Origin of the sequence: Devosia soli (genome assembly GCF_000970455.1) — a bacterium.
Classification (GTDB): Bacteria; Pseudomonadota; Alphaproteobacteria; order Rhizobiales; family Devosiaceae; genus Devosia; species Devosia soli.
On record NZ_LAJG01000014.1, the window covers coordinates 237110 to 258784 of the forward strand.

Consider the following 21675-nt stretch of genomic DNA (forward strand, 5'->3'; position numbering starts at 1 on the left):
CATTTTGAGAGACGAGGCGGCAGGCTTGGGGAAGCAGGCCATCTCGGGGATACGTAACCGGGGATCGAGATGATCGAAAACGCACAACTGATCGGCCTGTCGCGCCAGATGGCGCTGCAGCGGCAGATGGACATGGTGGCGAACAATATCGCCAACATCAACACGACCGGCTTCAAGGCCGAACAGGTCCTGTATGAAGAATACAAGATGCCGGTCGCCGCGCATGGCGATTTCGCTGGGCAGGACCGCACTCTGTCTTATGTGCAGGATTGGGCGACGGTGCAGGATTTCGCGGCCGGCGCCATGGTCCAGACCGACTCGCCTCTCGATGTCGCTATTTCCGGCGATGGCTTTTTTGCCGTGCAGACCCCGGGTGGCGACCGCTGGAGCCGGTCCGGCGCCTTCCAGATCGACAATACCGGTGTTCTCGTTGATTCTTCGGGCAACCCGGTTCTCGGCGAAGGCGGGCAGATCCAGTTTGGCCCCGAAGAAAGCGACATCAAGATCTCGTCTGACGGCACCATCTCTTCGAGCGCCGGCGACAAGGGCAAGCTTCGCATCGTCGAGTTTGCCGATCCGCAGGCGCTGACCCGGGAAGGCAACAACCTGATGTCGGGCGGCACGCCGATTGCGCCGACCAATTCTCGCGTCCTCCAGGGCTTCACCGAGAAGTCCAACGTCTCCGGCGTTGCCGAAATGGCCGAGATGATCCGCGTCACCCGCGCCTACGAATCCATCGCCTCGCTCGGCCAGAAGCAGGACGACATGCGTCGCGATGCCATCAAGCGCCTCGGCTCCATGAACGCCTGACACTGAGAACCCGCCATGAAAGCTCTTTATATCGCATCGACCGGCATGAGCGCGCAGGAACGCAATGTCGAAGTCATCTCCAACAACATCGCCAACATGCGAACGCCCGGCTTCAAGCGTCAGCGCGCAGAGTTCGAGGACCTGCTTTATCAGCAGATCTCCCGCGCCGGCTCGCAGACCTCTGACCAGGGCACGCTGGTGCCGGCCGGCCTCGAAATCGGTTCGGGTGTGCGCACCGTTGCCACCCCGCGCGTCATGAGCCAGGGCAGCGTCAACGTCACCGAACGCGAACTCGACGTCGCCATCCGCGGTGAAGGCTTCTTCATGGTCGATCTGCCCGATGGCCGTACCGCCTATACCCGCGACGGCTCGTTCGAACGCAACCAGGACGGTACGCTGGTCAATTCGAGCGGTTTTGCCATCTCCGGCGGCATCACCATCCCGGGCGATGCCAACTCGGTATCGATTTCGCCCGACGGTACCGTCGAAGCCTTTATCGGCACTGGCGGCGTCCCGACCCAGCTCGGCCAGCTCCAGCTCGCCCGCTTCGTCAACAAGTCCGGCCTTGAATCGATGGGAGACAATCTCTTCCTCGAAACGCCGGCCAGCGGCCCTGCGCAGGTCGGCATCCCGAATGCCGACGGCAACGGCAACCTCCTGCAGTCCTATCTGGAAATGGCCAACGTCAATTCGGTGACCGAAATCGCCGATCTGATCGCCGCTCAGCGCGCCTATGAGATGAACGCTCGCGTCATCTCCGGCGCCGACCAGATGATGCAGGCCACAAGCCAGCTTCGCTGATAGGAGGCCGCATTGACCCCCATCCGCAAATTGACCCTGGTCAGCGTCTTCTCGCTTCTTGCCGCCACGGCCGAAGCGGCGCCGACGCTGCGCGGCGATATCACCGTGCTCAATTCGGTCGTCACCGTCGCCGACATGTTCGACGATGCCGGCGCGCTTGCCGAAACCGCGATCTTCAGCGCCCCTGCGCCGGGCACCACCGGCACGGTTGATCTCGCCAGCATCCGTGCTGCCGCCTCTCGCGTCGGCATCGAAAGCTTTGAAAGCAACGGGCTCGAGGCCATCAAGGTCACCCGCGGCGGCACGACGGTCGACGAGCAGCTGCTCGAGGATTTGGTTCTCGCCGATCTCTCCGGCCGCGGGCTTCTCGGGCCCGGCGTCGAGACCAATATCCAGTTCTCGCGATTCATCGATCCGGTGCTGGTCTCGACCAACGGCGTCCCTGCCCGCCTCGATAGCTTGCGCTACACCGCCGGCAATCGCGACTTCTCGGCGCGCTTCATTCTCGCCGACAACGAGCGGATCATCGACGTCAGCGGCACCATCGACATGACCGTCGAGATGCCGCACCTGGCAGCGAACCTGCCCGCCGGCACGATCCTGCTGCCCGAGCACATCGTCATGCGCCCCGTGCCCGTCGGTCAGGCCGATGCCTATGGCTATATGCCGATGGACCAGATCCTGGGCATGTCGCTCAATCGCCAGAGCCGGGAAGGCATGCTGCTGCGCGCCAGCGACATCAGCCCGCCGCTCGCCGTCGCCAAGAACGATCTCGTCACCATCATCTACCGGCGTGGCCCCATGACCCTCACGGTCAAGGGCCAGGCCGTCACCAGCGCCAGCCGCGGCTCAAGCCTGCAGGTGCTCAATCTCATGTCCAAGCGCGTGATCAACGCGACGGCCGTAGCGCCGGGCACGGTCGAAGTGACCGGTGCTCCCGTGTCGCTCGCCGGTCTCTAAGGGGACGCAGAATTATGAACAGCTTCAAGATTGTCACTCTCCTCAGCCTCTCGGCCCTGCTCGCCGGCTGCAACACCATGGATCGCCTGGCCGATGTCGGCAATGCGCCCGCGCTAACCCAGATCCAGGACCCGACCACCCTCGCCGGCTATCAGCCGGTGCGCATGCCGATGCCGGAGCCAATCGCCGACACCTATCAGGCCAATTCGCTCTACCGCACCTCGGCCAAGGGCTTCTTCAAGGACGAGCGCGCCCACCGCGTCGGCGATATCCTGACCGTCATCGTGACTGTGGACGATAGCGCCAAGATCAGCAATTCGACCAATCGCGCCCGCTCGTCGTCCAATTCCGCGGGCATGGGCGGCATCTTCGGCGCCGCCGTCGAGAACGTTACCGCCGGCGCCGTCGACCCATCCGCCGCCATCGACCTGACCTCGGGCACCAAGGACGCCGGCAACGGTTCGGTCAACCGCTCGGAAGCGCTCGAAACCTCCATCGCCGCCGTCATCACCCAGGTTCTGCCCAACGGCAATCTCGTGATCGAAGGCCGCCAGGAAGTGCGCGTCAATTTCGAAGTCCGCGACCTGATCGTCTCGGGCATCGTCCGCCCCTCCGATATCCAGGCGAACAACACCATCGCCTCGACCAAGATCGCCGAGGCCCGCATCTCCTATGGCGGCCGCGGCCAGATCACCGATGTACAGCAGCCGCGCTACGGCCAGCAGGTGCTCGACGCCATCCTGCCCTTCTGAGGCAAGTCCAGTTTCGGCGGCGCGCCGTCCCCATTTCGCGCCGCCGCTCCCCGGACCGATCCAGAAGGATCGATCCGGCCGAAGGCAGAAGCCGAACGGCCATCCCCAAGAGGCGCAGCTCCCCGGCTGCGCCTCTGCCTGTTTTGGGGGCCCTGCTGCCTTGATCCGAAGCCGCTGCTGTGGAACACCTTCCCAGCACTTCGGAGACCGCCTCATGTCCTTTGCCAAGCTCGACACCCTCGGCCGCAAGCTCGAATCCCTCGAGCATGCGCTTTCGATCCTCGGCGCCGACGAGGCGACACACATGGCGGTGGGAGGCGGGGAAAAGCGCGCCGAGGCCATGGCGAACCTTGCCGGCATGTATCACGCCCAGGCCACCGCCCCCGAAATCGCCGACTGGATCGAAGCGGCCAAGGCAGAAGACCTCGACACCGATCAAAAGCTCGCTATCGCCGAGTTCGAGCGCAGCTATGTCAGCGCCACCTGCCTGCCGACCGAATTCGTCGAGCGCCGCACCGCCGCCACCATGCGCTCCGAACAACTCTGGCGCGACCTGCGCGCCAAGGGCGATTGGGACTCCTTCCTCCCCGCCCTCGAAGGCGTCGTCGCGCTCGTCCGCGAAGAAGCCGCCCTCCGCTCCGCCGCCACCGGCCTCGCCCCCTACGACGCACTGATGGACCAATACGACCCCGGCAATCGCACCGCCGACATCGACCCCATCTTTGCCGACCTCAAAACCTTCCTCAGGGATTTCGTCCCAGAAGCCCTCGCCGTCCAGGAAGAGCGCCTCGCCAAGCGTCCGCGCAAATCGCTCAACGGTCCCTACCCGATCGAAAAGCAGCGCGAACTGGGCTTAGCCGCCATGCGCGCCGTCGGCTTCGATTTCACCCACGGTTCTCTCGCCGTCTCGCATCACCCCTTCTGCGGCGGCGTGCCCACCGACGTGCGCATGACGACACGCTACCGCACCGATGAATTCCTCTCCTCGCTCATGGGCGTCCTCCACGAGACTGGCCACGCGCTTTATGAGCAGGGCCTTCCCAAGGATTGGTCGCACTGGCCCCTCGGCAAGGCGCGCGGCATGGGCATGCACGAGAGCCAGAGCCTCTTTGTCGAGATGCAGGTCTCGCGCAGTCCCGAATTCTGGGAATTCTTGCTGCCTCTCGTCACCCAGCATCTTGGCGCAGATGCGATCCCCGGATGGGACATCGCCGACATCCTCAACGAAGTGAACCACGTCGAGCGCGGTTATATCCGCGTCGATGCCGACGAAGTCACCTACCCGCTCCACGTCATCCTGCGCTACGAGCTCGAGCAGGAGCTCGTCGCCGGCAAGCTCGAAGCAAGCCAGGTCCCCGAGGCCTGGGACGCCAAGATGACCGAATATCTCGGCATCTCGACCCTCGACGACCCCAAGGACGGTCCCATGCAGGACGTTCATTGGCCCGGTGGCGCCTTCGGCTATTTCCCGAGCTATACCCTCGGCGCCATGATCGCCGCCCAGCAGTGGGCCGCGATGGAAAAGGTGGTGCCTGACGCTCGGGCGCAAATGCGCAAGGGCGACTTTTCCGCCATCAACCAGTGGCGCTCGGACAATATCTGGAATGAGGCATCGCGCTATTCGACGCCTGACCTGATCACGCGGGCAACGGGTGAGCCGCTGAATGCGGACTTTTTCAAGAGCCACCTGAAGCGGCGGTATGGGCGGGTTTGAAGGAGACTTGTGGTTCACTCCACCCGCTCCCGGCCTCCCCCATCGAGGAGGGAATGTTCATTTCGGACCCGCGCAGCCTTTCTAATTTCCACGTTGGGAAGGCAGGCTATCGAGAGTTTAAGTGCACACTCCCCATCGCGGAACGTGTCGCGGCCGGGGTTTGACTGGATCGAATCTCGAACTCGATCCGCACTTCCCCCTTGATGGGGGAGGATGGGAGGGGGTGTGGGAACCACGAAACTCCAAGCCACCAGCCTCCATTTAAGCAAAATCATTGAATCTCAAGCGCTTACGCCAAACCCCGGAATCATGTCGGCATCTTTCTGCCCATGAACGAATTCTGAATTCCCGCTTCAGCCACCGTTCCGGATCACCCGCCTAAAACAGTCTCCATCAACGACGCGGTCGGAGGGACCGCAGCAAACCTGGAGACGTTCAAATGATCCGCAAGTTCATCATCACCGCCGTAGCCGCCACTGTCATCGCTGCGTCCGCAGCCCCCGCCATGGCCGGCGGCATCCATATCGACCAGTCCGGCTTCGGAAATCAGGTCGGCGGTGGCCAGTCCGGCTGGAACCACAGCTTCGCCACCAAGCAGACCGGCTGGTGGAACAAGGCGGTGAGTCAGCAGTTCGGCGGCAACAACGTCTCCGCCATCGGCCAGCAGGGCAACAACAATTACGGCGATGTCTACCAGAACGGCTGGAACAACCAGGGTGGCGTCGGTCAGTTCGGGGACAACCACACTGCCGTCATTACGCAGGATGGCAACGGCAATATCGCTGCGGGCGTACAGGTGGGCAATAATTGCAATGCCAACGTCACCCAGAATGGCTCGGGCAATGTGACCGCCTTCGTTCAGGCCTGTCCGTAACCTTTGCGAAACGGGGCCGGCCACGCCGGCCCCTTCCATTCTTCAGGAGGCCCAGATGTTACACCCCATGATCCAGACCATCTTCGCAGCGGCTGCCGCCGTCTCTGCCGTCGGTTTTGCCGCCAATGCCAATGCATCGGGCGGCGATTTCGCCTGTGGCGTCGTTACTAAAACCCAGAACGGCATGATGTCGGTTGAGGGAACCTTGCTCAGCCCCACCGCTTTGATTGGCCAATATCGCTTCGCCTTCAAAAGCTCCGGCAATGGCGGCTCGACCAATATCAGCCAGGGCGGTCAATTCACGGCCGCGCCCAATGCCGAAGTCTCGCTGGGCCAGGTGATGGTCAACGCTGGCTCCAGCATCAGCGTCGACTTCACCGTCACGGTCAATGGCAAGACCTTTGATTGCTCGCAGATCGCGACGCGAACCTGAACATTACATCGCCACTTTGGCGATGGTGAGCCAGGCGTGACCTTCCCCTGGCTCAAGACTGCCCCGGCTCCGGCCGGGGCTTTTTTGTGCCCGTCCCGATTTGGTGAATGCTCTCTGAACGCCCTGCTCCACATGGGTTCAGCCGCCCCCTCCTACTCTTGTTTCATGAGCTGGAAACACCAGCACCGTGAACGCAAACAATCAGGAGAACATCATGACCAAGACCGTCACCAAGACCATCGCCGCCGCTGTCGTCGCCCTCGCCGTCGGCGCCTCGCCCGCTTTCGCCGGCGGCCAGATTTCGATCGGCTTTGCCCCAACCGATTCCGACCAGGCCCAGGCCCTCGGTCTTGGCCTGCAAATGTTCTCGCTGGTTCAGGGCATGTCCGCCACCGGCGCCAATTCCTATCAGAACGGCAATGGCAATTCGGCCGGCTTCAACCAGAACGGGTCCGGCAATCACGGCGTCATCTTCCAGGAAGGCAATGGCCACAACGGCACTATCAGCCAGAACGGCAGCAACAATAGCTGCGGCCTTTTCCAGTTCGGCAACGCCACCAATGCGCAGTGCATGCAGAACGGCAATGGTCAGAGCGGCATCACTACGGTGTTCGGCTTCTGAACAGACACAAAATGAGCCGCAGAACAGCGGGGCCGCAGGGCCCCGTTTCTTTTTCGCCTTTTTGTTTGCGCCAAATGTCGAAGCGCCCGACTGAGGTTCGTCGAATGGGCAGCAGGCAAATGGTGCCTGGCAGAAGGAGAGAGCGATGCGTGTCGTTGTTTTTGTGAAAGCTACCGCAGATAGCGAAGCTGAAGTCATGCCCGGAACGGACCTATTGGACGCAATGACGCGCTACAACGAGCAATTGGTCGATGCTGGCATCATGCTCGGCGGCGATGGTCTTAAACCCAGTAAATATGCCAAGCGCATCCGTTTCAGTGGCCCGGAGCGCACTGTTGTCGATGGTCCCTTCGCTGAAACCAAGGAACTCGTTGCCGGATACTGGATCTGGGAAGTGCGCGACATGGACGAGGCGGTCGCCTGGGTTAAACGGTGCCCCAATCCCATGCTGACCGACAGCGACATCGACATCCGGCCGGTTTTTGAAATGTCGGATTTTGCCGAGATCTCGACGCCAGAAATCGACGCCATTCAGGAGCGCAATCGGGCTCGTCTCGAAAGCTGAGGTCCCCAGCCACCCCTCGGTGTCATTCCGAATATGGCGGGAGCCACCTCTTAGGGACTATTTGTTCCAAACCTTCAGGCAGCTGAACCGCATCAGTCTGCCCGCGCCTTCCCCGGCCACTAAGCTTCCCTCGGGCTTGACCCGAGGGCAACTCCCCGCATTCAAAAGTATGGCGACCCGCACACAGAACCTCGGATCGAGCCCAAGGAGAACACCGGTCATTAGCCCGCGCGTATCAGACAAAAAAAGCCCGCCGATCAGCGGGCTTTTGTTATTCGTCGCGGTAGACCTTTTCGCGGCGCTCGTGCAGTTCCTGAGCTTCGAGGCTCAGCGTCGCGGTGGGGCGGGCATCGAGCCGGGCGACGCCGATTGGATCGCCGGTTTCTTCGCAGTAGCCATAGGTGCCGTCATCGATCCGCTTGAGGGCGGCATCGATCTTGCCGATCAGCTTGCGCTGGCGATCGCGAGTTCGCAGCTCTAGGGCACGGTCGCTTTCCGAGCTTGCCCGATCTGCCATGTCCGGATGATTCTGGCTTTCTTCCTGGAGGTTTTCCAGGGTGCCGCGGCTCTCGCGAAGGATTTCGTCCTTCCAGGCCAGCAGCTTGTTACGGAAGTATTCCCGCTGCCGCGGGTTCATGAACGGCTCGTCTTCACTCGGCCGGTATTCAATCACTTCAACCGAAGACATTAGCTACTCGACTCCAATGCGCCCCTCGGCGGCCTATATAGGCCCCTCGTCAAACCCGGGCAAGCGAACTTCTTTGAGACCCTTAATCGAGAAAAGCCCCATTGCATCAGGCGCATAACCTAAGACTGACAACAATTTGATGAAGCCTGGCGCGTCGCTTGAGCGCGATTTTCTTCAAAACTCGGGAAAACGGCCCTGCTTGGCAAGCTCGACCCGCACGCGCAGTTCGATATCGTCGAGAAGAGAATCGAGGCCCGGCTCGGTGCGATCGCGATAGACGCTGAGCTCTTCTACAAGAGCGTCGAGCCGTTCCGCAGTAATGCCGCCAACGAGGATATCGGCCTTGATGCCGTCGAGCAGATCAAGCAGCGCCGTTCCCCGCTTGACCGCCTTGCGCTTGCCGCCCATTGCATCGCCGACCGACTGCAAGGCAAGGATGGCGTCGAGCGCGGCAACCTGCGCGACGGGAGCAGCCCGCGCCACGCGCGCCGGGCCGGCGACGTCTGACATTGAGAAAGTCTGGCCGGCCGCATATTTCCCGACGCTGGCGCGAGACGATACACTGGCCATGCGGTTGGCGGATTCGATACGCACGGGACTCAATCACTCCCAAATTCCTGTCACAGGCAAAATCTGCCCGACATGGTTAATGGCGGCTTAATAGCCCCGGCAAGAATTGCACACCGGAGCTATCCAGAAGCACCGCCCACCATGACCAGTCTCTAAAAATCAATAAACTTCAGGGACTTACAAACCAAAAGTCAGTTTGGCACGGTTCTGGCATTGCTCTTGGCGATCGCGGCGCCATGGGGATGGTGCAGCTTCGTACCGGGGATAAAGATGCCGAACACACTCTTTCGTATAGGGCTTGCAGCAGCGCTCAGCGCCGCGCTCGTCCTCGCGCCGATCGCCCAGGCCGTGGCGGCTCCCGCCCGCATCAAGGATATCGTCGACGTCGAAGGCATCCGCGAGAATCAGCTCGTCGGGTATGGTCTCGTCGTCGGCCTCGATGGCACGGGCGACAGCCTCAACAATTCCCCGTTCACCCGCCAATCCCTGCAGTCGATGCTCGAACGCCTCGGCGTCAACACCCAGGGCGAAAACGTCCGCACCGCCAATATTGCGGCAGTGATGGTGACGGCGAGCCTGCCGCCATTCGCCACCCAGGGCTCGCGCATAGACGTCTCCGTCGCTTCGCTCGGCAATGCCAAGAGCCTGCAGGGCGGCACGTTGCTCGTCACCCCCCTCCTCGGCGCCGATGGCGAAGTCTTTGCCATCGCCCAGGGTCCAGTCACCATCAATGGCTTCAAGGCCGAAGGGGACGCGGCAAGCATCGTTTCGGGCGTCCCCACCACCGGCCGCATCTCTTCAGGCGCCCTGGTCGAGCGCGAAATCGGGTTCGCCCTCGGGACCCAGACCTCGCTGCGCCTCGCGCTTCGCAACCCCGACCTGACCACGGCTCGCCGCATCGCCATGTCGGTCAACGATTTCATCGGCGCACCGACGGCGGTGCCGGAAGATCCCTCCACCGTCCGCCTGACGCTGCCAACCGGTTTCAACGGCAATATCGTCGATCTTCTGACCGACATCGAACAGCTCATTATCCAGACCGACCAATCGGCCAAGATCGTCATCGACGAAAACAGCGGCATCATCGTCATGGGCAAGGATGTGCGCGTATCGAGTGTTGCAGTCGCACAATCCAACCTCACTGTCTCGATCGCCGAAAACCCGACGGTCGTGCAGCCGGCGCCCTTCAGCCAGGGCCAGACCGCCGTCCAGCCCAGCACCGATCTCAGCGTCGATCAGACCGACACCACCCTGCAGGTCATCAATGAATCCGTAACCCTGCAGGAACTGGTCGATGGCCTCAACGCGCTCGGAATCTCGCCGCGCGATCTCATCGCCATCCTCCAGGCCATCAAGGCGACCGGCGCCCTTCAGGCCGAGATCGAGGTGCTGTGATGGAAACCAATACCGTCAACGGCATCAAGACCACCCTTTCCACCCATCAGATCGACAAGCTGCGCAAGCAGGCCGAAGATTTCGAGGGCGTGTTCCTCAATCTCCTCACCAAGGAAATGTTCGCCACGGCCAAGTCCGACAACGGCTTTGGCGGCGGCTTTGGCGAGGAAACCTGGCGCTCGATGCAGTCCGAACAGCTCGCCAACACCATGGCGCAGAATGGCGGACTTGGCATCGCCGACCAGCTCCTGGGCGACATGATCGCCCTCCAAGAAGCCAACCAGAACAACAACAATTCGCGTCCATCAGGAGTGTACCGTTAATGTCCGCAGCAGCCGATCGTATTGCGTCCCTCGACAGCCTGCCGGCCGAAGAGCTTTGCACCCAGGCAGAAGTTGCCCTGCAGGCACTCGTCACCATCATGAACGAGGAAACCACCCTCCTCCGCGCCGGCCGCTTCCGCGATGCCGGTGGCCTCACCGCCCAAAAGACGCAGCTCGCTCAGGATTACGTGGTCTTTGCTCGCTCCGTGCAGCGCCAGACCGAACGCCTTTCGACCGAAGCCCCGGCTTCGCTCGACCGCCTGCACCGCAATCACGATAGCCTTGCAACCCAGATGGCAGAGAACCTTCGCGTCATCGCCACGGCCAAGACGCTCGCCGAAGACATCCTGGTCGACGTGGCCGACACTGTCGGCGCCAAGGATCGCACCCGCACCTATGATCGCAGTGGCGAGGTCAAGATGCCCCGCGCCGTTTCGGCTCGCGGCATCGCCATCAACCGCGCCCTCTGACGCGCAACCGAATCGCCGCGGCGCTCTACCTCGATGGGAATAGGGGTAGGCTCTCCAGAAGGAGCGCCAGCATCGCTACCGGCTTTGGGGCCCTCGCAGGAGCGAGGGCCCTTTCATTTGCTCGACGTTAACGGAATGCTACCGGACTGGCCGTCTATCGCATCAAATACGCCCGTTTCATCCAATGGAGCGGAAGCAATCCTTCCGTAGCCTGACCTCGGCCAATTGTGGCTCCAGGACAGGATCATGAGCGCCAGAATAGCGCCGAGAACCGATACCATCGGTATCGCTTTCTCGCCGCATCTTCCAAGGTTCAATCGTCCGCCCGGACGACGCGAACCCAAAACCCCGGAGGGGGATAACATTGCCGGAGAAGCCGATTCCCTGGGTTTGCCCAAAGAGTTCGGCGCGCTGGAGACCGAGGGTAGTCTACCGCCCGAGACCATCTTCGAAGCCGCCCTCCTCGGACTTCAGCAGTCGATCGACCCGCTGACCCCTCAGGAAGTCGCCCGCCGCCTCCGCAACGAATGGTCACCCCCCTCCTCGGGATTTCAGCTGACCGACAAGACCATCTGAAAATCAAAGCCCGGACCGCTCATCGGCCCGGGCTTTTTCTTGCCTAAACATCTGCAAAGACAAACAAAAAGGCCCGCCTCGAAAGGCGGGCCAAGTTCAGTGATGCAGTAAGACCTCTTACGAGATCAGGCGCAGAGCGGTGGTTTCCGACGACTGCATGATCGACAGAGCGGTCGTCGCCATCTGCTGGCGGGTCTGGAGAGCAACGAGGTTCGCAGCTTCCTGATCCATGTCAGCGGCGGTCAATGCCGAAGAGCTGGACTTGAGAATGTCCGACAGCGAAGCGTTGAATTCCTTGCGGGCATTGATGATCGACTGGTTCGAAGAGAACGAGGCGGCTGTGGCTTCCAGCGTATCGGCAGCGCCGATCAGGGCATCCAGCGAGTCGTTGATGTCATCGTCCGACTGCCATGTATTGGATGCAGCGGTAATGTTGAGCGACGTCGCGTTCACTGTGGTGCCGTCGATCGTCGTGGACGAAGAACCGTCTTCATTAAGCGCCAGCTTGATTTTGTCACCATTAAGCAGGTTGGTGCCATTGATGCCAGCGTCCTTCGCGATCCGGTCGATTTCGGAGCGGAGGGCTTCGAACTGCTTGGACAGGGCCTCACGAGTTGCGTTTTTCGGCGGATTGGTGGTCCCAGCGGTCAAACCGGTCGCAGTCAGGCCAGTGCCGGTACCGGCAATCGTGATGTCGTCGTTATTGGAACCAGTCAGGGTGAGCTTGCCGTCGACCAAGGCCGCCTTCACACCGACGTCGGTGTCGGCATTGATGCCGTCGATGACGGTTTGAACAGTGTTGCCGGCTGCGGCGGTGAAGCTGTACGAACCGCTGCCCGTCGTGATCGTAAGAGTGTCGGCGGCTGTGATGGCCGTTGCGGCAGTGGTCGCAGTGCCAGTCACGGTGGCATTGGTAGCCGAAGAGGTCAGCGCCTGGCTGGTCAGGCCGCGAGCTTCCTTGATCAGGCCCTGGATGCCCTTGATACCTTCGGAAGCAGCCTTCATCGACGACTGGGCGGCATTGATGTTGTCCATCAGAGCATCAATCGAAGCAGCGCGGGTATCCATCGAAGAAGCAGTAAAAAACTTCGAGACATTGTCCAGCGGGCTGTTGACGGCCTTGCCGGTAACAAGACGGCTCTGGGTGGTGGCCATCTGATCTGCGACGTTACGGAGAACGGTGAGACCGGTACGGGCGTTTGCGGAGAGATTGATGCTCATTGTTTGGACTTCCTGTTCCAGAGATTTGTTTTCTTCCGGCGTTTCTTGCCGGCGAGAACAGGTTTAGGGTCCAAACCCTGCGCCCCCCTTCCACGAAAGCGCGCAATTTATTTCAAATTTTATCGAATGTCGGCGGAGGCAAATTTGGTCGACTTATCCATCTTCTCAACGCCCCCTCCCCACACGCTAATTTACTCATCCAACCCCGCACGGACGGTCTGCAGACGACAGTAGCGGGAGGGCCAACCGCGAGGAATCGTCTCCCACGCGCGTTCGGGACTGGCCGCCTTGCGACAAGCGATCAAAAAGGCGCTGCGAGACCCGTCCGAAAAATTGGCGCCCCGGGACGTCTGTCGTCTCACTTTCAAAAATCATCGAGGCGAAAGACGTCTCGGGGTCCGTCCACTCCTCGCCAACCGGAAGCGGCCCGCGCTGTCCGGCGAACTCTGCTGCGCTTAGCCGATTCCCCTGCGCGCACCCCACAGCGCATATCGAAGGGCCCCAAATCCAATCCCGTAGGTGCGAATATTTAGGTGTCAGAGCGCAGGAACCACCCGGAAAACCCCAGCAAATCCAGGAAAAACCGTGGTGAATGAACGGCTTACGGACAAAGTAAAGATGTCGCCAATTTAAGAAGTTTTTAGCAAGTCCGGGGCATTCTGCAGGGGTCTCAAGAATTGAGGCAATGCACCACACGTCCAGAAGGAAAACCTAGTATGGGTTCCGATGTTTCTCTCTCGAAGGCCGTTCGCTCGAACCTTTTGAGCCTCCAGAATACCGCCTCGATGATGGACAAGACGCAGAACCGTCTTGCCACCGGTAACAAGGTGAATTCTGCCCTCGACAATCCGTCGAACTTCTTCACGGCATCGGCGCTCAACAGCCGTGCTGCCGACATGAGCAATCTGCTCGACTCGATGGCCTCGGGTATCAAGGTCATCGAAGCCGCCAACAACGGCATCACCGCCCTGACCAAGAACCTGGAATCCATGCAGTCGACCCTGCGCCAGGCCCGTCAGGACAAGTCCTTCCAGACCAAGTCTTTCGAAGTCAACGATAACACCAAGATCAAGCTTGGCGGCGGTCAGTTCGGCGATCTCGATGCCGACATTAGTCTTGCTGCAGCGACTGTTGCCGGTACGAAAGCCCAGATCACGACCGACGACGCAACCGCGTACCTGGGTCCGCAGTCCTCCACAGCCACCGCTCAGGGCGCAGGTGCCCGTTCAGTAATTTCCGGTTTGACTGGCTTCACCACCGGCGACCAATTCACGGTTGCTGGCGTAAACGTCACTGCCGGCGCTGACGTCACCGCTACTGGCCTCAAGGCCACTATCGAGACCGCACTGGCTGGCAGCACCTCAACCGCCGGCAAGTACACGGTTTCGGTCGGTACCGGCGACAATGCCAACAAGCTTATCATCGAGACAGTCGATACTGCCGGCGCAGCTGCAGCCATCAACCTTGATCCCGATAACAACGCCGCAACGGGTGTGAACAACGCCACCAAGGGCGCTGTTTCGTTCAACTATTCTTCGGTGAGCACTTCGATCACCGCTGGTGGACAGACGATTCCCACCGGCGCGTCCTTCGACGACTTCGTTGCCAACCTGCAGGCTGGTGCTGAAGCCGGTGGCTACACTGTCGTTTCCGACAGCAGCACCAAGGATATCACGCTCACGAGCACGCAGTGGGGTGGCGCTGTCCCGACCGTTTCGGGCGTTCCGACCTACGCTGCCGGCACTGCAGCGACGAAGGCAAATACCACCTTCACGCTGAACACGGCCAATGGCGCCCAGAACTTGACCATCGCTGGCGCCACGGGTCCGATCGCTGTTGCCAGCGGCGCAACTGACGCAACGGTCCTTGCCGCTCTGCAGGCCGACACCAATCTCGCTGCTGCCTACGACATCACCAGCGACGGCTCGTTCGGTTTCACCCTCACGGCAAAGACTGCCGGTGCTGCCACGGCTGCGACGGTTACCTCCGACAAGACCTATGTTGCAGCCGCAACGGCGACCGACTCAGGTCCGCTGATGGCGGGTGTAGACTTCACGTCCGCCGGTACGGACCTTCAGGCCTATGCTGGGCAGACGATTTCCGTCGGCGCACAGAGCTTCACGTTCAACGGCACCGATGACAACGCCACACAGGCAGCAGCTCTGCAAACTGCTCTGCAAGGCGGTGGTAGCGGTCTGACGGTAACCCTCACGAACGCTGGCTTCTCTATTACGAAGGCAGACGGCACGGACTTCACCATCAACACGAGCGGCACCCTTGGCACCGCTATTGGTGCTACTGCCGGTTCGCTCGCCGTGACCAATGGTACCCCGGTTTCTTCGGGTCTCAGCGTTGCAGCTGCAGGCACCAACGGCACCGCAGCTGTTGCTGAAGTTGACGGCCTCCAGACTACGACTGCAACCGCTGCTGGTGCATCGGTTGAAACCGTTGCAGCAGCAGAAAACACCTTCACCGTCTCTTATGACGGCAAGACTGCCGACATTTCGATCGGTGGCGTGAAGGGTGGTGTGGGTTCGGCGGTAAATGCGCTCGATATCAAGAATTGGCAGGATTCGACCATTGCGGCCGTGAACTCCGATCTTGAAGCTGCTGGCATCAACGGTGTCGAAGCCAAGTTCGATGCAGCCGGTAAGTTCCAGCTCGTTGCAAAGACCGCTGAAGCCAAGACCCTGGCTGTGTCGGGCGATGATGCTGTGTCCCTCTTCGGCACCAACGGTGTGAACACCGGTGTGGCTGAGAAGAGCCAGCTCAACGCGACCAAGACCGTCGATAAGTTCGTCGAACTGATCAACCGCGACCATGGCGGCAAGGTTCGTGCTTCGAACGACAACGGCAAGCTGCGTATCGAAAACCTGTCGACCCAGGAACTCGATATCGGTGTCGATCTGAATGGCAATGACGCCGTTACCGCCCTCAAGATTGATGGCAACACTGTCCGTGCCAACCTGTCCAAGCAGTTCAACGAACTGCGCGATCAGCTCGACAAGCTGGCTGATGACTCGTCCTTCAACGGCATCAACCTGCTCCGTGGCGACAAGCTGAAGATCACCTTCAACGAGTCGGGCACGTCCTCGATCGACATCCAGGCCAAGGATGCCAACGGTAATGTTCGCGGCATCAACGCTTCGAACCTCAGCGTTGAAAGCCTTGTCGCTGAAGATCTCGACACCGACGAAAAGATCGACGCCTTCCTCGGCAAGCTGTCTTCGGCTCTGACCGAACTCCGCTCGCAGGCTTCGGCCTTCGGTTCGAACCTGTCGTCTGTCGAAAACCGTCAGTCGTTCACCAAGAACATGATCAACACGCTCGAAACCGGCGCGGCGAACCTGACCTTGGCGGACACCAACGAAGAAGCTGCGAACCTTCTGGCTCTCCAGACCCGCCAGCAGCTCTCCTCGTCGGCTCTGTCGATGGCGTCGCAGCAGGATCAGGCTGTGCTGCAGCTCCTGCGTTAATCGCTGGCGTCATAACGAAAAATGGAAGGCGGGCCACAAGCCCGCCTTCTTGTTTTGGCTGAGCTGCATCGAGGATTCGTTCCCCGCTCGCATCGCCAGGGTGTATGCTCAATGCGAACTTCCCACCCAAGCCCGCCAAAAGACCGGCGGCATTCCCAGAATAGGAAACACAACCGATGTCTCTCAAAGTCGAACTCAAGCCCGGCGAGCGCCTGATCATCGGTGGCTGCATCATTACCAATTCCGACCAGCGGACACGGCTTTTCATCGATGGCAAGGCCCCGATTCTGCGCGAAAAGGACATCCTGACGATCGCGACGGCCGATACGCCGGCCAAGCGCATCTATCTGGCGGTACAGCTCATGTACCTGGCAGATGACACAACCGGACTGACCGAAGAATATTTCAGGCTTGTCAATGAGATAATCCAGGCGGCGCCCTCGATGATCACGCTGATCAACGCGATCAACAACGAGATTTTAACCGGCGCCCTGTACAAAGCTCTCAAGGCAGCCCGCAAGTTAATTCAGTACGAACAGGACCTTCTTGCAAATGTACCATCAGGGAGCGCAGGCCTACCAGCAGGTGGCCCGCAAAACGGAAGCCCCGCGTGATCGCGAAGCAAATCTGCTATCGCGGGCGGCTGCCAATCTCCAGCTTATCCACGATGCCTGGGAGCTGAAGCAGGATAGCCTGAACGAGGCACTTCTCTTCAACCGTCGCATCTGGAACATCTTCCTCACCTCGGTTACCCGCGAGGATAACCCTCTTCCCGCACAGGTCCGCCAGAACATCGCCAATCTCGGCCTATTCGTCATGAACGAGACCCGCGAGCTCCACATGGAGCCGATCAAGGCCAAGCTGCTGCCGCTGATCAACATCAACCGGCAGCTTGCCGCCGGTCTGCGCGGTTCTGAAGAAGCCGCCGCCTGAAGAACTCTTCAATACCGTCGCCTCGACGCGACACAACGAGCCTCCGGACCAAACCGGAGGCTTTCGTGTTTCTGGGGTGAGAACAACAGGAGCGGTAGCAGCAACCGCGCAAAATGAAACGGGGCGCTTTCGCGCCCCGCTCTCATTCCGGCCTTCTGGCCTCTCCGCGCCTTCTGGCGGCTTACTTCAGGTAATTGACCAAGCTCAGATTAGCCACGCTCGCCGTCGTCTGATAGCTGGCCTCGAGACGCGTCTTGAGCGCCAGAAGCTGCATGGCCGTTTCTTCCATGCTCACCGTCTCGACTTCGCTCAGCAGCGTCTCGATCTGACCGGCAAAGGCGGTGTTCCGCTCCTTCGCTCCGCCGACCGTCGCGCGTACCACGCCAAGTTCGAGACCGATCTGCTCGACCGAGCCCTCGTGGGTTGCCGTGGAACTCGAGGTCGCCGCCATCTGCTTTTCGACCATGGCACTGAAGCGCGCCTTGGAGGTGCTATCGTTGATGTCGTATTCCTGGCTGCTCATAGCGGCCAGCGTCTTGACCAGTTCGCGAAGTCCGGATTCGTTGGCGCGAACGCCATAGCCAACCTTGGTCGAGTCATCGACAGACGCCGTGGCCGAGCGGCGGGGATTGTCTCCGGCCGCGCCCACTTCGCCGACATACCACTTTACCGTATCGCGAGTGCCCGGATTGGCGAAGACGGTTGCCGTTTCCGGGTCGCCACCGGTCATGTCGATGCGGCGCGCGACGCCGTCCGTGGTGAAGAAGTCGTCGGCCGCGGCATAGCTCGATGCGGCAACGAGATCGGTCTTGCTCGTCTGATCGAGCTGGATCTTGAGGGCCGCCTCGAAATTGGCTGCGGTCTCTTCCTTGTTGGCGCCGATCACGAACTGGCCGGTTGCCGGCTGCCGATCGACCGCCTGCAGGGTCATGGCCTTGCTCGTGCCGTCGGGCATTGTCAGGTTGATCGTCACGGATTCACCGGCCCGCGGCACGCCCATGAATTCGACCGTCATGTTGGCCGGATTGCCGGCGACAGCGCTGACATTAATCCGGCTGCTGGTGGTCGACGCAGAGGCAAGCTTGTAGCCAAAAACAGTAGGCGGAGACTGTTCCGCGATGCGCACCTTCTCGGGCGTCACCGCATCCACACCAGCCTCAAGCCTACCCGTCTTGATCGGCGCTTCGAGGCCGCCAAGATGGGCCTTGAGCGCGCCCTGAAGGTTTTTGAGGGTTTCTTCACGGCTCACACCGATCTGGTATTCCTTGGGGTTCGCAGCGGGGTCTGGCGTACCGGCGACGGCCTTAAAGGCGTAGTCGGTCGTTACACCCGTCTCGGCGTTCTTGATACCGATGGTGATGGTTTCACCATCAATCGGCTGCGTCTGGAACTTCACCGATACGGCCTTCATGCCATCGGAATAGCCGATGACCTTTACGTCGGCATCCGAGGACAGGAACTGCTTGAAATTGTCGAGATTGCCAAGCTTCTGTCCCATCAGATTTTCGAGGTTCTTGGCGGTATCTTCGAGCGTCGCGCCGATGGAATATTCGGGCGGCGTAGCCGAACTGTCCGGCACGCTCGGCGCAGCGACGGCCTTGGCCGTCAGCGTCTGCGTAGTGCCGTCGCGGCGGGTCATGTTGAACGTGACCAATTCGCCATCGAGCGGCTGGGTCGAAACCTGCACGGTGGGCGCCAGCGGGTCCGCCGTCGGGCCCATGGTCTGGGTCGAATCCGAATTGCCAGAGATCGAGGTGATCGAATAGCCGAAGCGCTCGAACTCGGCGGAAGAAAGAACGAGGTTGTTCTTCCATGGGCCAGTGATGGTCGTGCGTGGCAGCCCCACATTGGAGAGCGTATCCGAGGAATCCTTACCAAGGTCGGCCTTGCGGCGTTCTTCGGCGCCCCTTAGATAGCCGTCCGAGGTGCCATCCCCGTTCATGATCTGGTCGTAGGTGGCAACCGGTGCAGTCTCGGTCTTGTTGCCCCCCATCAGGTAGCGGCCGGCAACGCTCAGGTTCAGCGTTTCGAGCAACTGCGAAAGACGGTTCTGCGAGTCTTTCTGCAGGCTCACCATGGTGAGATTGTTTTCGCCATAGCTGGTCGGAGTAGCCGAAGTGCGGGTCTCTGACTTCAGCTTGCTCAGCGAAGTGAAGGCCTGGTCGAGGAAGTTGAGGCGCAGGTTCACCGTGTCGATATTGGCCGCAAAGGAATCTAGCTTGGTCAGCCGATTGCGCGAGGCCAGAGACACGGTCCGGTCGAACCCCATCTCCGAGAGCGTCTCGGCCTTCTGACCACTGCCCAGCTGGGTTTGAAGCTTTCCAAGTTGGGCCTGCATGGTCGAGATAGCGCTGTAGCCTGCCTTGACCGGATACATGGACTTATTGATCAGCATTGGTCAGGCTCCTTTAGGTGAACGACTGCATGAGGGTATCGAGCAATTCCTGCACGACGGACGCGACACGCGCATTGGCAGCATAGGCGTTCTGCAACTCCATAAGGCGCGCGACTTCTTCGTTGATATCGACGCCATAGCTTTCATCCATGCGCGACGTGATCGCATCGAGTGTCTGGGTATTAGTCTGGCTGGTGGCGAGCGCAGTCTGGATGGCGCTCCCCTGATACTCCATCACCTGGGAGACCATGTCGGTCAGCGAGCCCGATAGACGGAAGCCGCCGCTCTTGGTGCCGACCATGGTGTTCGAGCCGAAGCGCATGGTCTCGAACTGCTCGACAAGATAATCGACGCGCTTGCTATCGCCCGAAGCGGTAGTAGCCGTGTAATTCACCAAGGTCTTGTTGTCGGTCACGACGCCCGGATTGACGACGATGCGGCCGGCAAAGCCGAGACGCTGACCGTTGCCACCCAAAGAATTGGTGAAAGCCTTGTTGCCATCGGAGTCGATAAAAAGCGGCATGCCGAGCGCGCCTGATGCGCTGGTCAGCTCATCGGCCGTCCAGCGGGTCATCGCCGAAACCGGCGTACTATTACCATTGCCGCGGATCGAAAGGTTCGCTCCAGACCCCGAGAAGCTGGGACCATAGGCCAAAGCGCTGTTGAGCGTGCTGGTGACAAAATTCATGTCGACCGTGCCAGCGGGACCGGTCCCTGCAAGGCGCAGGCCGACAACCTGATTACCGAAGCTGTCCGGGCTTTGAAGCGGCAGCTTGGACTCGTCGTCGACCCGAACGATGCGTGCGGTCCGCTCGACGCCGTCTTCGCCGCGATACTTGATCATCGCGTCGTCGCCGTCCTTGAGCTTGCTCAGGTCGATATCGTAGCCGGACGGCGGGCCGCTGATGGCCGTGCCCGGCTCCTGCACCGTCGAAAAGACCTGCGACAGCGCGGCGGCAACGTCGTCGAGCTGCTTTTGCGCATCCTGCAGGGTCACGTCGCGCATTTCGATCAGGGCGCCGAGCGTGCCGGTGCGAATCGCGCCTTCCTTGACCAGATCGACCTTGGTGCCATTCGGCGTTTCGAGGATGAACTTGCCGACGCCGCTCTGCTGGTCGTCGACGTTGAATTCGCTCGTCGGGGTCAGGGAGCCCGACTGCCCGAAGCGGACCACCGAAGGCTTGACGTCAATCAACGACGTACCGGACTTGGTCGAAAGACGCACGGTGCCATCGGGATTGTAGTCGACGCGAACGTCCATCATTTCCGAAATGCCGGAAACGATGCGGTCGCGCTGGTCGAGAAGGCTGTTGCGCGTGTTGTTGTCGACGCCGTAATCGGCCAGGACGAGGTTCACGTCGCGCAGCGAACCCAGCATCGAGTTAATCTGATCGACTGAGGACGCCATCCGCGTCTCGGTTTCGCGGCGCATGGCCTGCACTTCGAGCGAGAGGCGGTTGAGCGTATTGGCCATGTCGGTGGCCTTGGTCACGACATCAGCTCGCGTGGCATAATTGTCGGGGCTCGTCCCAAGGGCATCGAGCGCGTTCTGCAGGGCGCCGAGCGAGGAGTCGAGCGAGCCGGCAGTACCGGGCTTGCCGAGCGCTGTCTGCAGCCGGTCCATGAAGGTCGCGCGCGTCGAGGAATACGCGGTCTCGGGAACTTGCTTGGTGTAATAATTCTGAAGGATGGAGTCGAAGGCGCGCTCGACGGTGCCGGCGCGGACATAGGAGTTGTCGCCGCGACCGACTTCCAGCGCGTTCAGCGTCTGCTTGTGATAGCCGGGGGTACCGGCATTCGAAATGTTGCGGGATATGACTTCCAGCGCCGTCTGGCTGGCCTTGAGGCCCGAAAGTGCATTCCCGATCGCTACTGTCAAACCCATTGCGGGTCTCCTTTGGCGCCGCGCCCCTCCCCGTCCCTAAGGACGGCGACCGCGCGAAGAATCTGAGAAACGGCGAGTCCCGGCGCGAGCGCCGGGACCATGAAGAAAAAGGGAATGTTGCTCAGTCGCCTGCCCAGGCGAGGCATTGACCGGCCAGACAGCCCGAAAGGCCGGTAGGTGAATGAGCGACATTCCAAAAGCATCGGAGAACC

21 protein-coding genes are annotated in these 21675 nt (G+C 60.8%); 16 read left to right on the forward strand and 5 right to left on the reverse strand.

The features are described 5' to 3' along the window. Positions 1-72 precede the first annotated feature (72 nt). The 9 genes from flgF to VW35_RS05320 all read left to right on the forward strand — a co-directional run bounded on the left by flgF (position 73) and on the right by VW35_RS05320 (position 7531). Complete coding sequence (flgF, locus tag VW35_RS05280; RefSeq protein WP_046142513.1) at positions 73-810, forward strand: flagellar basal-body rod protein FlgF; 738 nt, start codon at positions 73-75, stop codon at positions 808-810. Positions 811-825: 15 nt separating this feature from the next. Further along, positions 826-1611 carry a flagellar basal-body rod protein FlgG gene (gene flgG, locus VW35_RS05285; protein ID WP_046141959.1) on the forward strand — a complete coding sequence of 262 codons (786 nt, stop codon included), beginning with the start codon at positions 826-828 and terminating at the stop codon, positions 1609-1611. Positions 1612-1623: 12 nt separating this feature from the next. Next, complete coding sequence (gene flgA / locus VW35_RS05290; protein ID WP_046141960.1) at positions 1624-2571, forward strand: flagellar basal body P-ring formation chaperone FlgA; 948 nt, start codon at positions 1624-1626, stop codon at positions 2569-2571. 14 nt (positions 2572-2585) lie between these two features. Next, positions 2586-3323 (forward strand): flagellar basal body L-ring protein FlgH, encoded by a 738-nt coding sequence (flgH, locus tag VW35_RS05295; protein ID WP_046141961.1) that lies wholly within the window; start codon positions 2586-2588, stop codon positions 3321-3323. A 214-nt stretch (positions 3324-3537) separates the two neighbouring features. Further along, the gene (locus tag VW35_RS05300; RefSeq protein WP_046141962.1) at positions 3538-5037 is read left to right on the forward strand and encodes a carboxypeptidase M32; all 1500 of its coding nucleotides are present in this window, start codon (positions 3538-3540) and stop codon (positions 5035-5037) included. 439 nt (positions 5038-5476) lie between these two features. Next, complete coding sequence (locus tag VW35_RS05305; RefSeq protein WP_046141963.1) at positions 5477-5911, forward strand: curlin; 435 nt, start codon at positions 5477-5479, stop codon at positions 5909-5911. 55 nt (positions 5912-5966) lie between these two features. After that, positions 5967-6344 carry a curli-like amyloid fiber formation chaperone CsgH gene (gene csgH / locus VW35_RS05310; RefSeq protein WP_152662491.1) on the forward strand — a complete coding sequence of 126 codons (378 nt, stop codon included), beginning with the start codon at positions 5967-5969 and terminating at the stop codon, positions 6342-6344. Between the two features lie 214 nt (positions 6345-6558). Continuing rightward, positions 6559-6966 carry a hypothetical protein gene (locus tag VW35_RS05315; protein WP_046142514.1) on the forward strand — a complete coding sequence of 136 codons (408 nt, stop codon included), beginning with the start codon at positions 6559-6561 and terminating at the stop codon, positions 6964-6966. Between the two features lie 145 nt (positions 6967-7111). Continuing rightward, positions 7112-7531, forward strand: coding sequence for a YciI family protein (locus tag VW35_RS05320; RefSeq protein WP_046141965.1), 420 nt, complete (start codon positions 7112-7114; stop codon positions 7529-7531). A 271-nt stretch (positions 7532-7802) separates the two neighbouring features. Here VW35_RS05320 and dksA read toward each other — a convergent pair whose 3' ends face one another. Both dksA and VW35_RS05330 read right to left on the reverse strand, forming a co-directional pair. After that, on the reverse strand, positions 7803-8219 hold the full coding sequence (dksA, locus tag VW35_RS05325; RefSeq protein ID WP_046141966.1) for an RNA polymerase-binding protein DksA: 417 nt from the start codon (positions 8217-8219) through the stop codon (positions 7803-7805). 174 nt (positions 8220-8393) lie between these two features. Further along, a complete protein-coding gene (locus VW35_RS05330; protein ID WP_052951517.1) occupies positions 8394-8813 on the reverse strand; it encodes a flagellar assembly protein FliX in 420 nt (139 codons plus the stop codon). A gap of 246 nt (positions 8814-9059) precedes the next feature. Here VW35_RS05330 and VW35_RS05335 point away from each other — a divergent pair, with 246 nt between their 5' ends. The 4 genes from VW35_RS05335 to VW35_RS05350 all read left to right on the forward strand — a co-directional run bounded on the left by VW35_RS05335 (position 9060) and on the right by VW35_RS05350 (position 11553). Then, positions 9060-10184, forward strand: coding sequence for a flagellar basal body P-ring protein FlgI (locus VW35_RS05335; protein WP_083982452.1), 1125 nt, complete (start codon positions 9060-9062; stop codon positions 10182-10184). Then, positions 10184-10507, forward strand: coding sequence for a rod-binding protein (locus VW35_RS05340; RefSeq protein ID WP_046141967.1), 324 nt, complete (start codon positions 10184-10186; stop codon positions 10505-10507). Before VW35_RS05335 ends, VW35_RS05340 begins: the two co-directional genes overlap by 1 nt. Further along, on the forward strand, positions 10507-10977 hold the full coding sequence (locus VW35_RS05345; protein WP_046141968.1) for a flagellar protein FlgN: 471 nt from the start codon (positions 10507-10509) through the stop codon (positions 10975-10977). Before VW35_RS05340 ends, VW35_RS05345 begins: the two co-directional genes overlap by 1 nt. Before the next feature lie 246 nt (positions 10978-11223). Beyond that, positions 11224-11553 carry a hypothetical protein gene (locus VW35_RS05350; RefSeq protein WP_046141969.1) on the forward strand — a complete coding sequence of 110 codons (330 nt, stop codon included), beginning with the start codon at positions 11224-11226 and terminating at the stop codon, positions 11551-11553. A 117-nt stretch (positions 11554-11670) separates the two neighbouring features. Here VW35_RS05350 and VW35_RS05355 read toward each other — a convergent pair whose 3' ends face one another. Next, positions 11671-12774: a flagellin N-terminal helical domain-containing protein gene (locus tag VW35_RS05355; RefSeq protein ID WP_046141970.1), complete on the reverse strand. Its 1104-nt coding sequence runs from the start codon at positions 12772-12774 to the stop codon at positions 11671-11673. Positions 12775-13490: 716 nt separating this feature from the next. Here VW35_RS05355 and VW35_RS05360 point away from each other — a divergent pair. From VW35_RS05360 to flaF, 3 genes are all read left to right on the forward strand, one after another. Beyond that, positions 13491-16250: a flagellin N-terminal helical domain-containing protein gene (locus tag VW35_RS05360; protein WP_046141971.1), complete on the forward strand. Its 2760-nt coding sequence runs from the start codon at positions 13491-13493 to the stop codon at positions 16248-16250. Between the two features lie 176 nt (positions 16251-16426). Next, the gene (gene flbT / locus VW35_RS05365; RefSeq protein ID WP_046141972.1) at positions 16427-16864 is read left to right on the forward strand and encodes a flagellar biosynthesis repressor FlbT; all 438 of its coding nucleotides are present in this window, start codon (positions 16427-16429) and stop codon (positions 16862-16864) included. After that, on the forward strand, positions 16836-17183 hold the full coding sequence (gene flaF, locus VW35_RS05370; protein ID WP_200896868.1) for a flagellar biosynthesis regulator FlaF: 348 nt from the start codon (positions 16836-16838) through the stop codon (positions 17181-17183). The genes flbT and flaF overlap by 29 nt, the downstream gene beginning before the upstream one ends. Before the next feature lie 181 nt (positions 17184-17364). Here flaF and VW35_RS05375 read toward each other — a convergent pair whose 3' ends face one another. Then, the gene (locus tag VW35_RS05375; protein WP_046141974.1) at positions 17365-19578 is read right to left on the reverse strand and encodes a hypothetical protein; all 2214 of its coding nucleotides are present in this window, start codon (positions 19576-19578) and stop codon (positions 17365-17367) included. 13 nt (positions 19579-19591) lie between these two features. Next, positions 19592-21463, reverse strand: coding sequence for a flagellar hook-associated protein FlgK (gene flgK, locus VW35_RS05380; RefSeq protein WP_083982454.1), 1872 nt, complete (start codon positions 21461-21463; stop codon positions 19592-19594). Between the last annotated feature and the right edge of the window lie 212 nt (positions 21464-21675).

Bases quoted from the DNA above. Each gene is read 5' to 3' on its own strand.
- flgG (WP_046141959.1), top strand. From the start codon at position 826: ATGAAAGCTCTTTATATCGCATCGACCGGCATGAGCGCGCAGGAACGC.
- flgH (WP_046141961.1), top strand. From the start codon at position 2,586: ATGAACAGCTTCAAGATTGTCACTCTCCTCAGCCTCTCGGCCCTGCTC.
- VW35_RS05300 (WP_046141962.1), top strand. From the start codon at position 3,538: ATGTCCTTTGCCAAGCTCGACACCCTCGGCCGCAAGCTCGAATCCCTC.
- VW35_RS05305 (WP_046141963.1), top strand. From the start codon at position 5,477: ATGATCCGCAAGTTCATCATCACCGCCGTAGCCGCCACTGTCATCGCT.
- csgH (WP_152662491.1), top strand. From the start codon at position 5,967: ATGTTACACCCCATGATCCAGACCATCTTCGCAGCGGCTGCCGCCGTC.
- VW35_RS05315 (WP_046142514.1), top strand. From the start codon at position 6,559: ATGACCAAGACCGTCACCAAGACCATCGCCGCCGCTGTCGTCGCCCTC.
- VW35_RS05320 (WP_046141965.1), top strand. From the start codon at position 7,112: ATGCGTGTCGTTGTTTTTGTGAAAGCTACCGCAGATAGCGAAGCTGAA.
- dksA (WP_046141966.1), bottom strand. From the start codon at position 8,219: ATGTCTTCGGTTGAAGTGATTGAATACCGGCCGAGTGAAGACGAGCCG.
- VW35_RS05335 (WP_083982452.1), top strand. From the start codon at position 9,060: ATGCCGAACACACTCTTTCGTATAGGGCTTGCAGCAGCGCTCAGCGCC.
- VW35_RS05340 (WP_046141967.1), top strand. From the start codon at position 10,184: ATGGAAACCAATACCGTCAACGGCATCAAGACCACCCTTTCCACCCAT.
- VW35_RS05345 (WP_046141968.1), top strand. From the start codon at position 10,507: ATGTCCGCAGCAGCCGATCGTATTGCGTCCCTCGACAGCCTGCCGGCC.
- VW35_RS05350 (WP_046141969.1), top strand. From the start codon at position 11,224: ATGAGCGCCAGAATAGCGCCGAGAACCGATACCATCGGTATCGCTTTC.
- VW35_RS05355 (WP_046141970.1), bottom strand. From the start codon at position 12,774: ATGAGCATCAATCTCTCCGCAAACGCCCGTACCGGTCTCACCGTTCTC.
- VW35_RS05360 (WP_046141971.1), top strand. From the start codon at position 13,491: ATGGGTTCCGATGTTTCTCTCTCGAAGGCCGTTCGCTCGAACCTTTTG.
- flbT (WP_046141972.1), top strand. From the start codon at position 16,427: ATGTCTCTCAAAGTCGAACTCAAGCCCGGCGAGCGCCTGATCATCGGT.
- VW35_RS05375 (WP_046141974.1), bottom strand. From the start codon at position 19,578: ATGCTGATCAATAAGTCCATGTATCCGGTCAAGGCAGGCTACAGCGCT.
- flgK (WP_083982454.1), bottom strand. From the start codon at position 21,463: ATGGGTTTGACAGTAGCGATCGGGAATGCACTTTCGGGCCTCAAGGCC.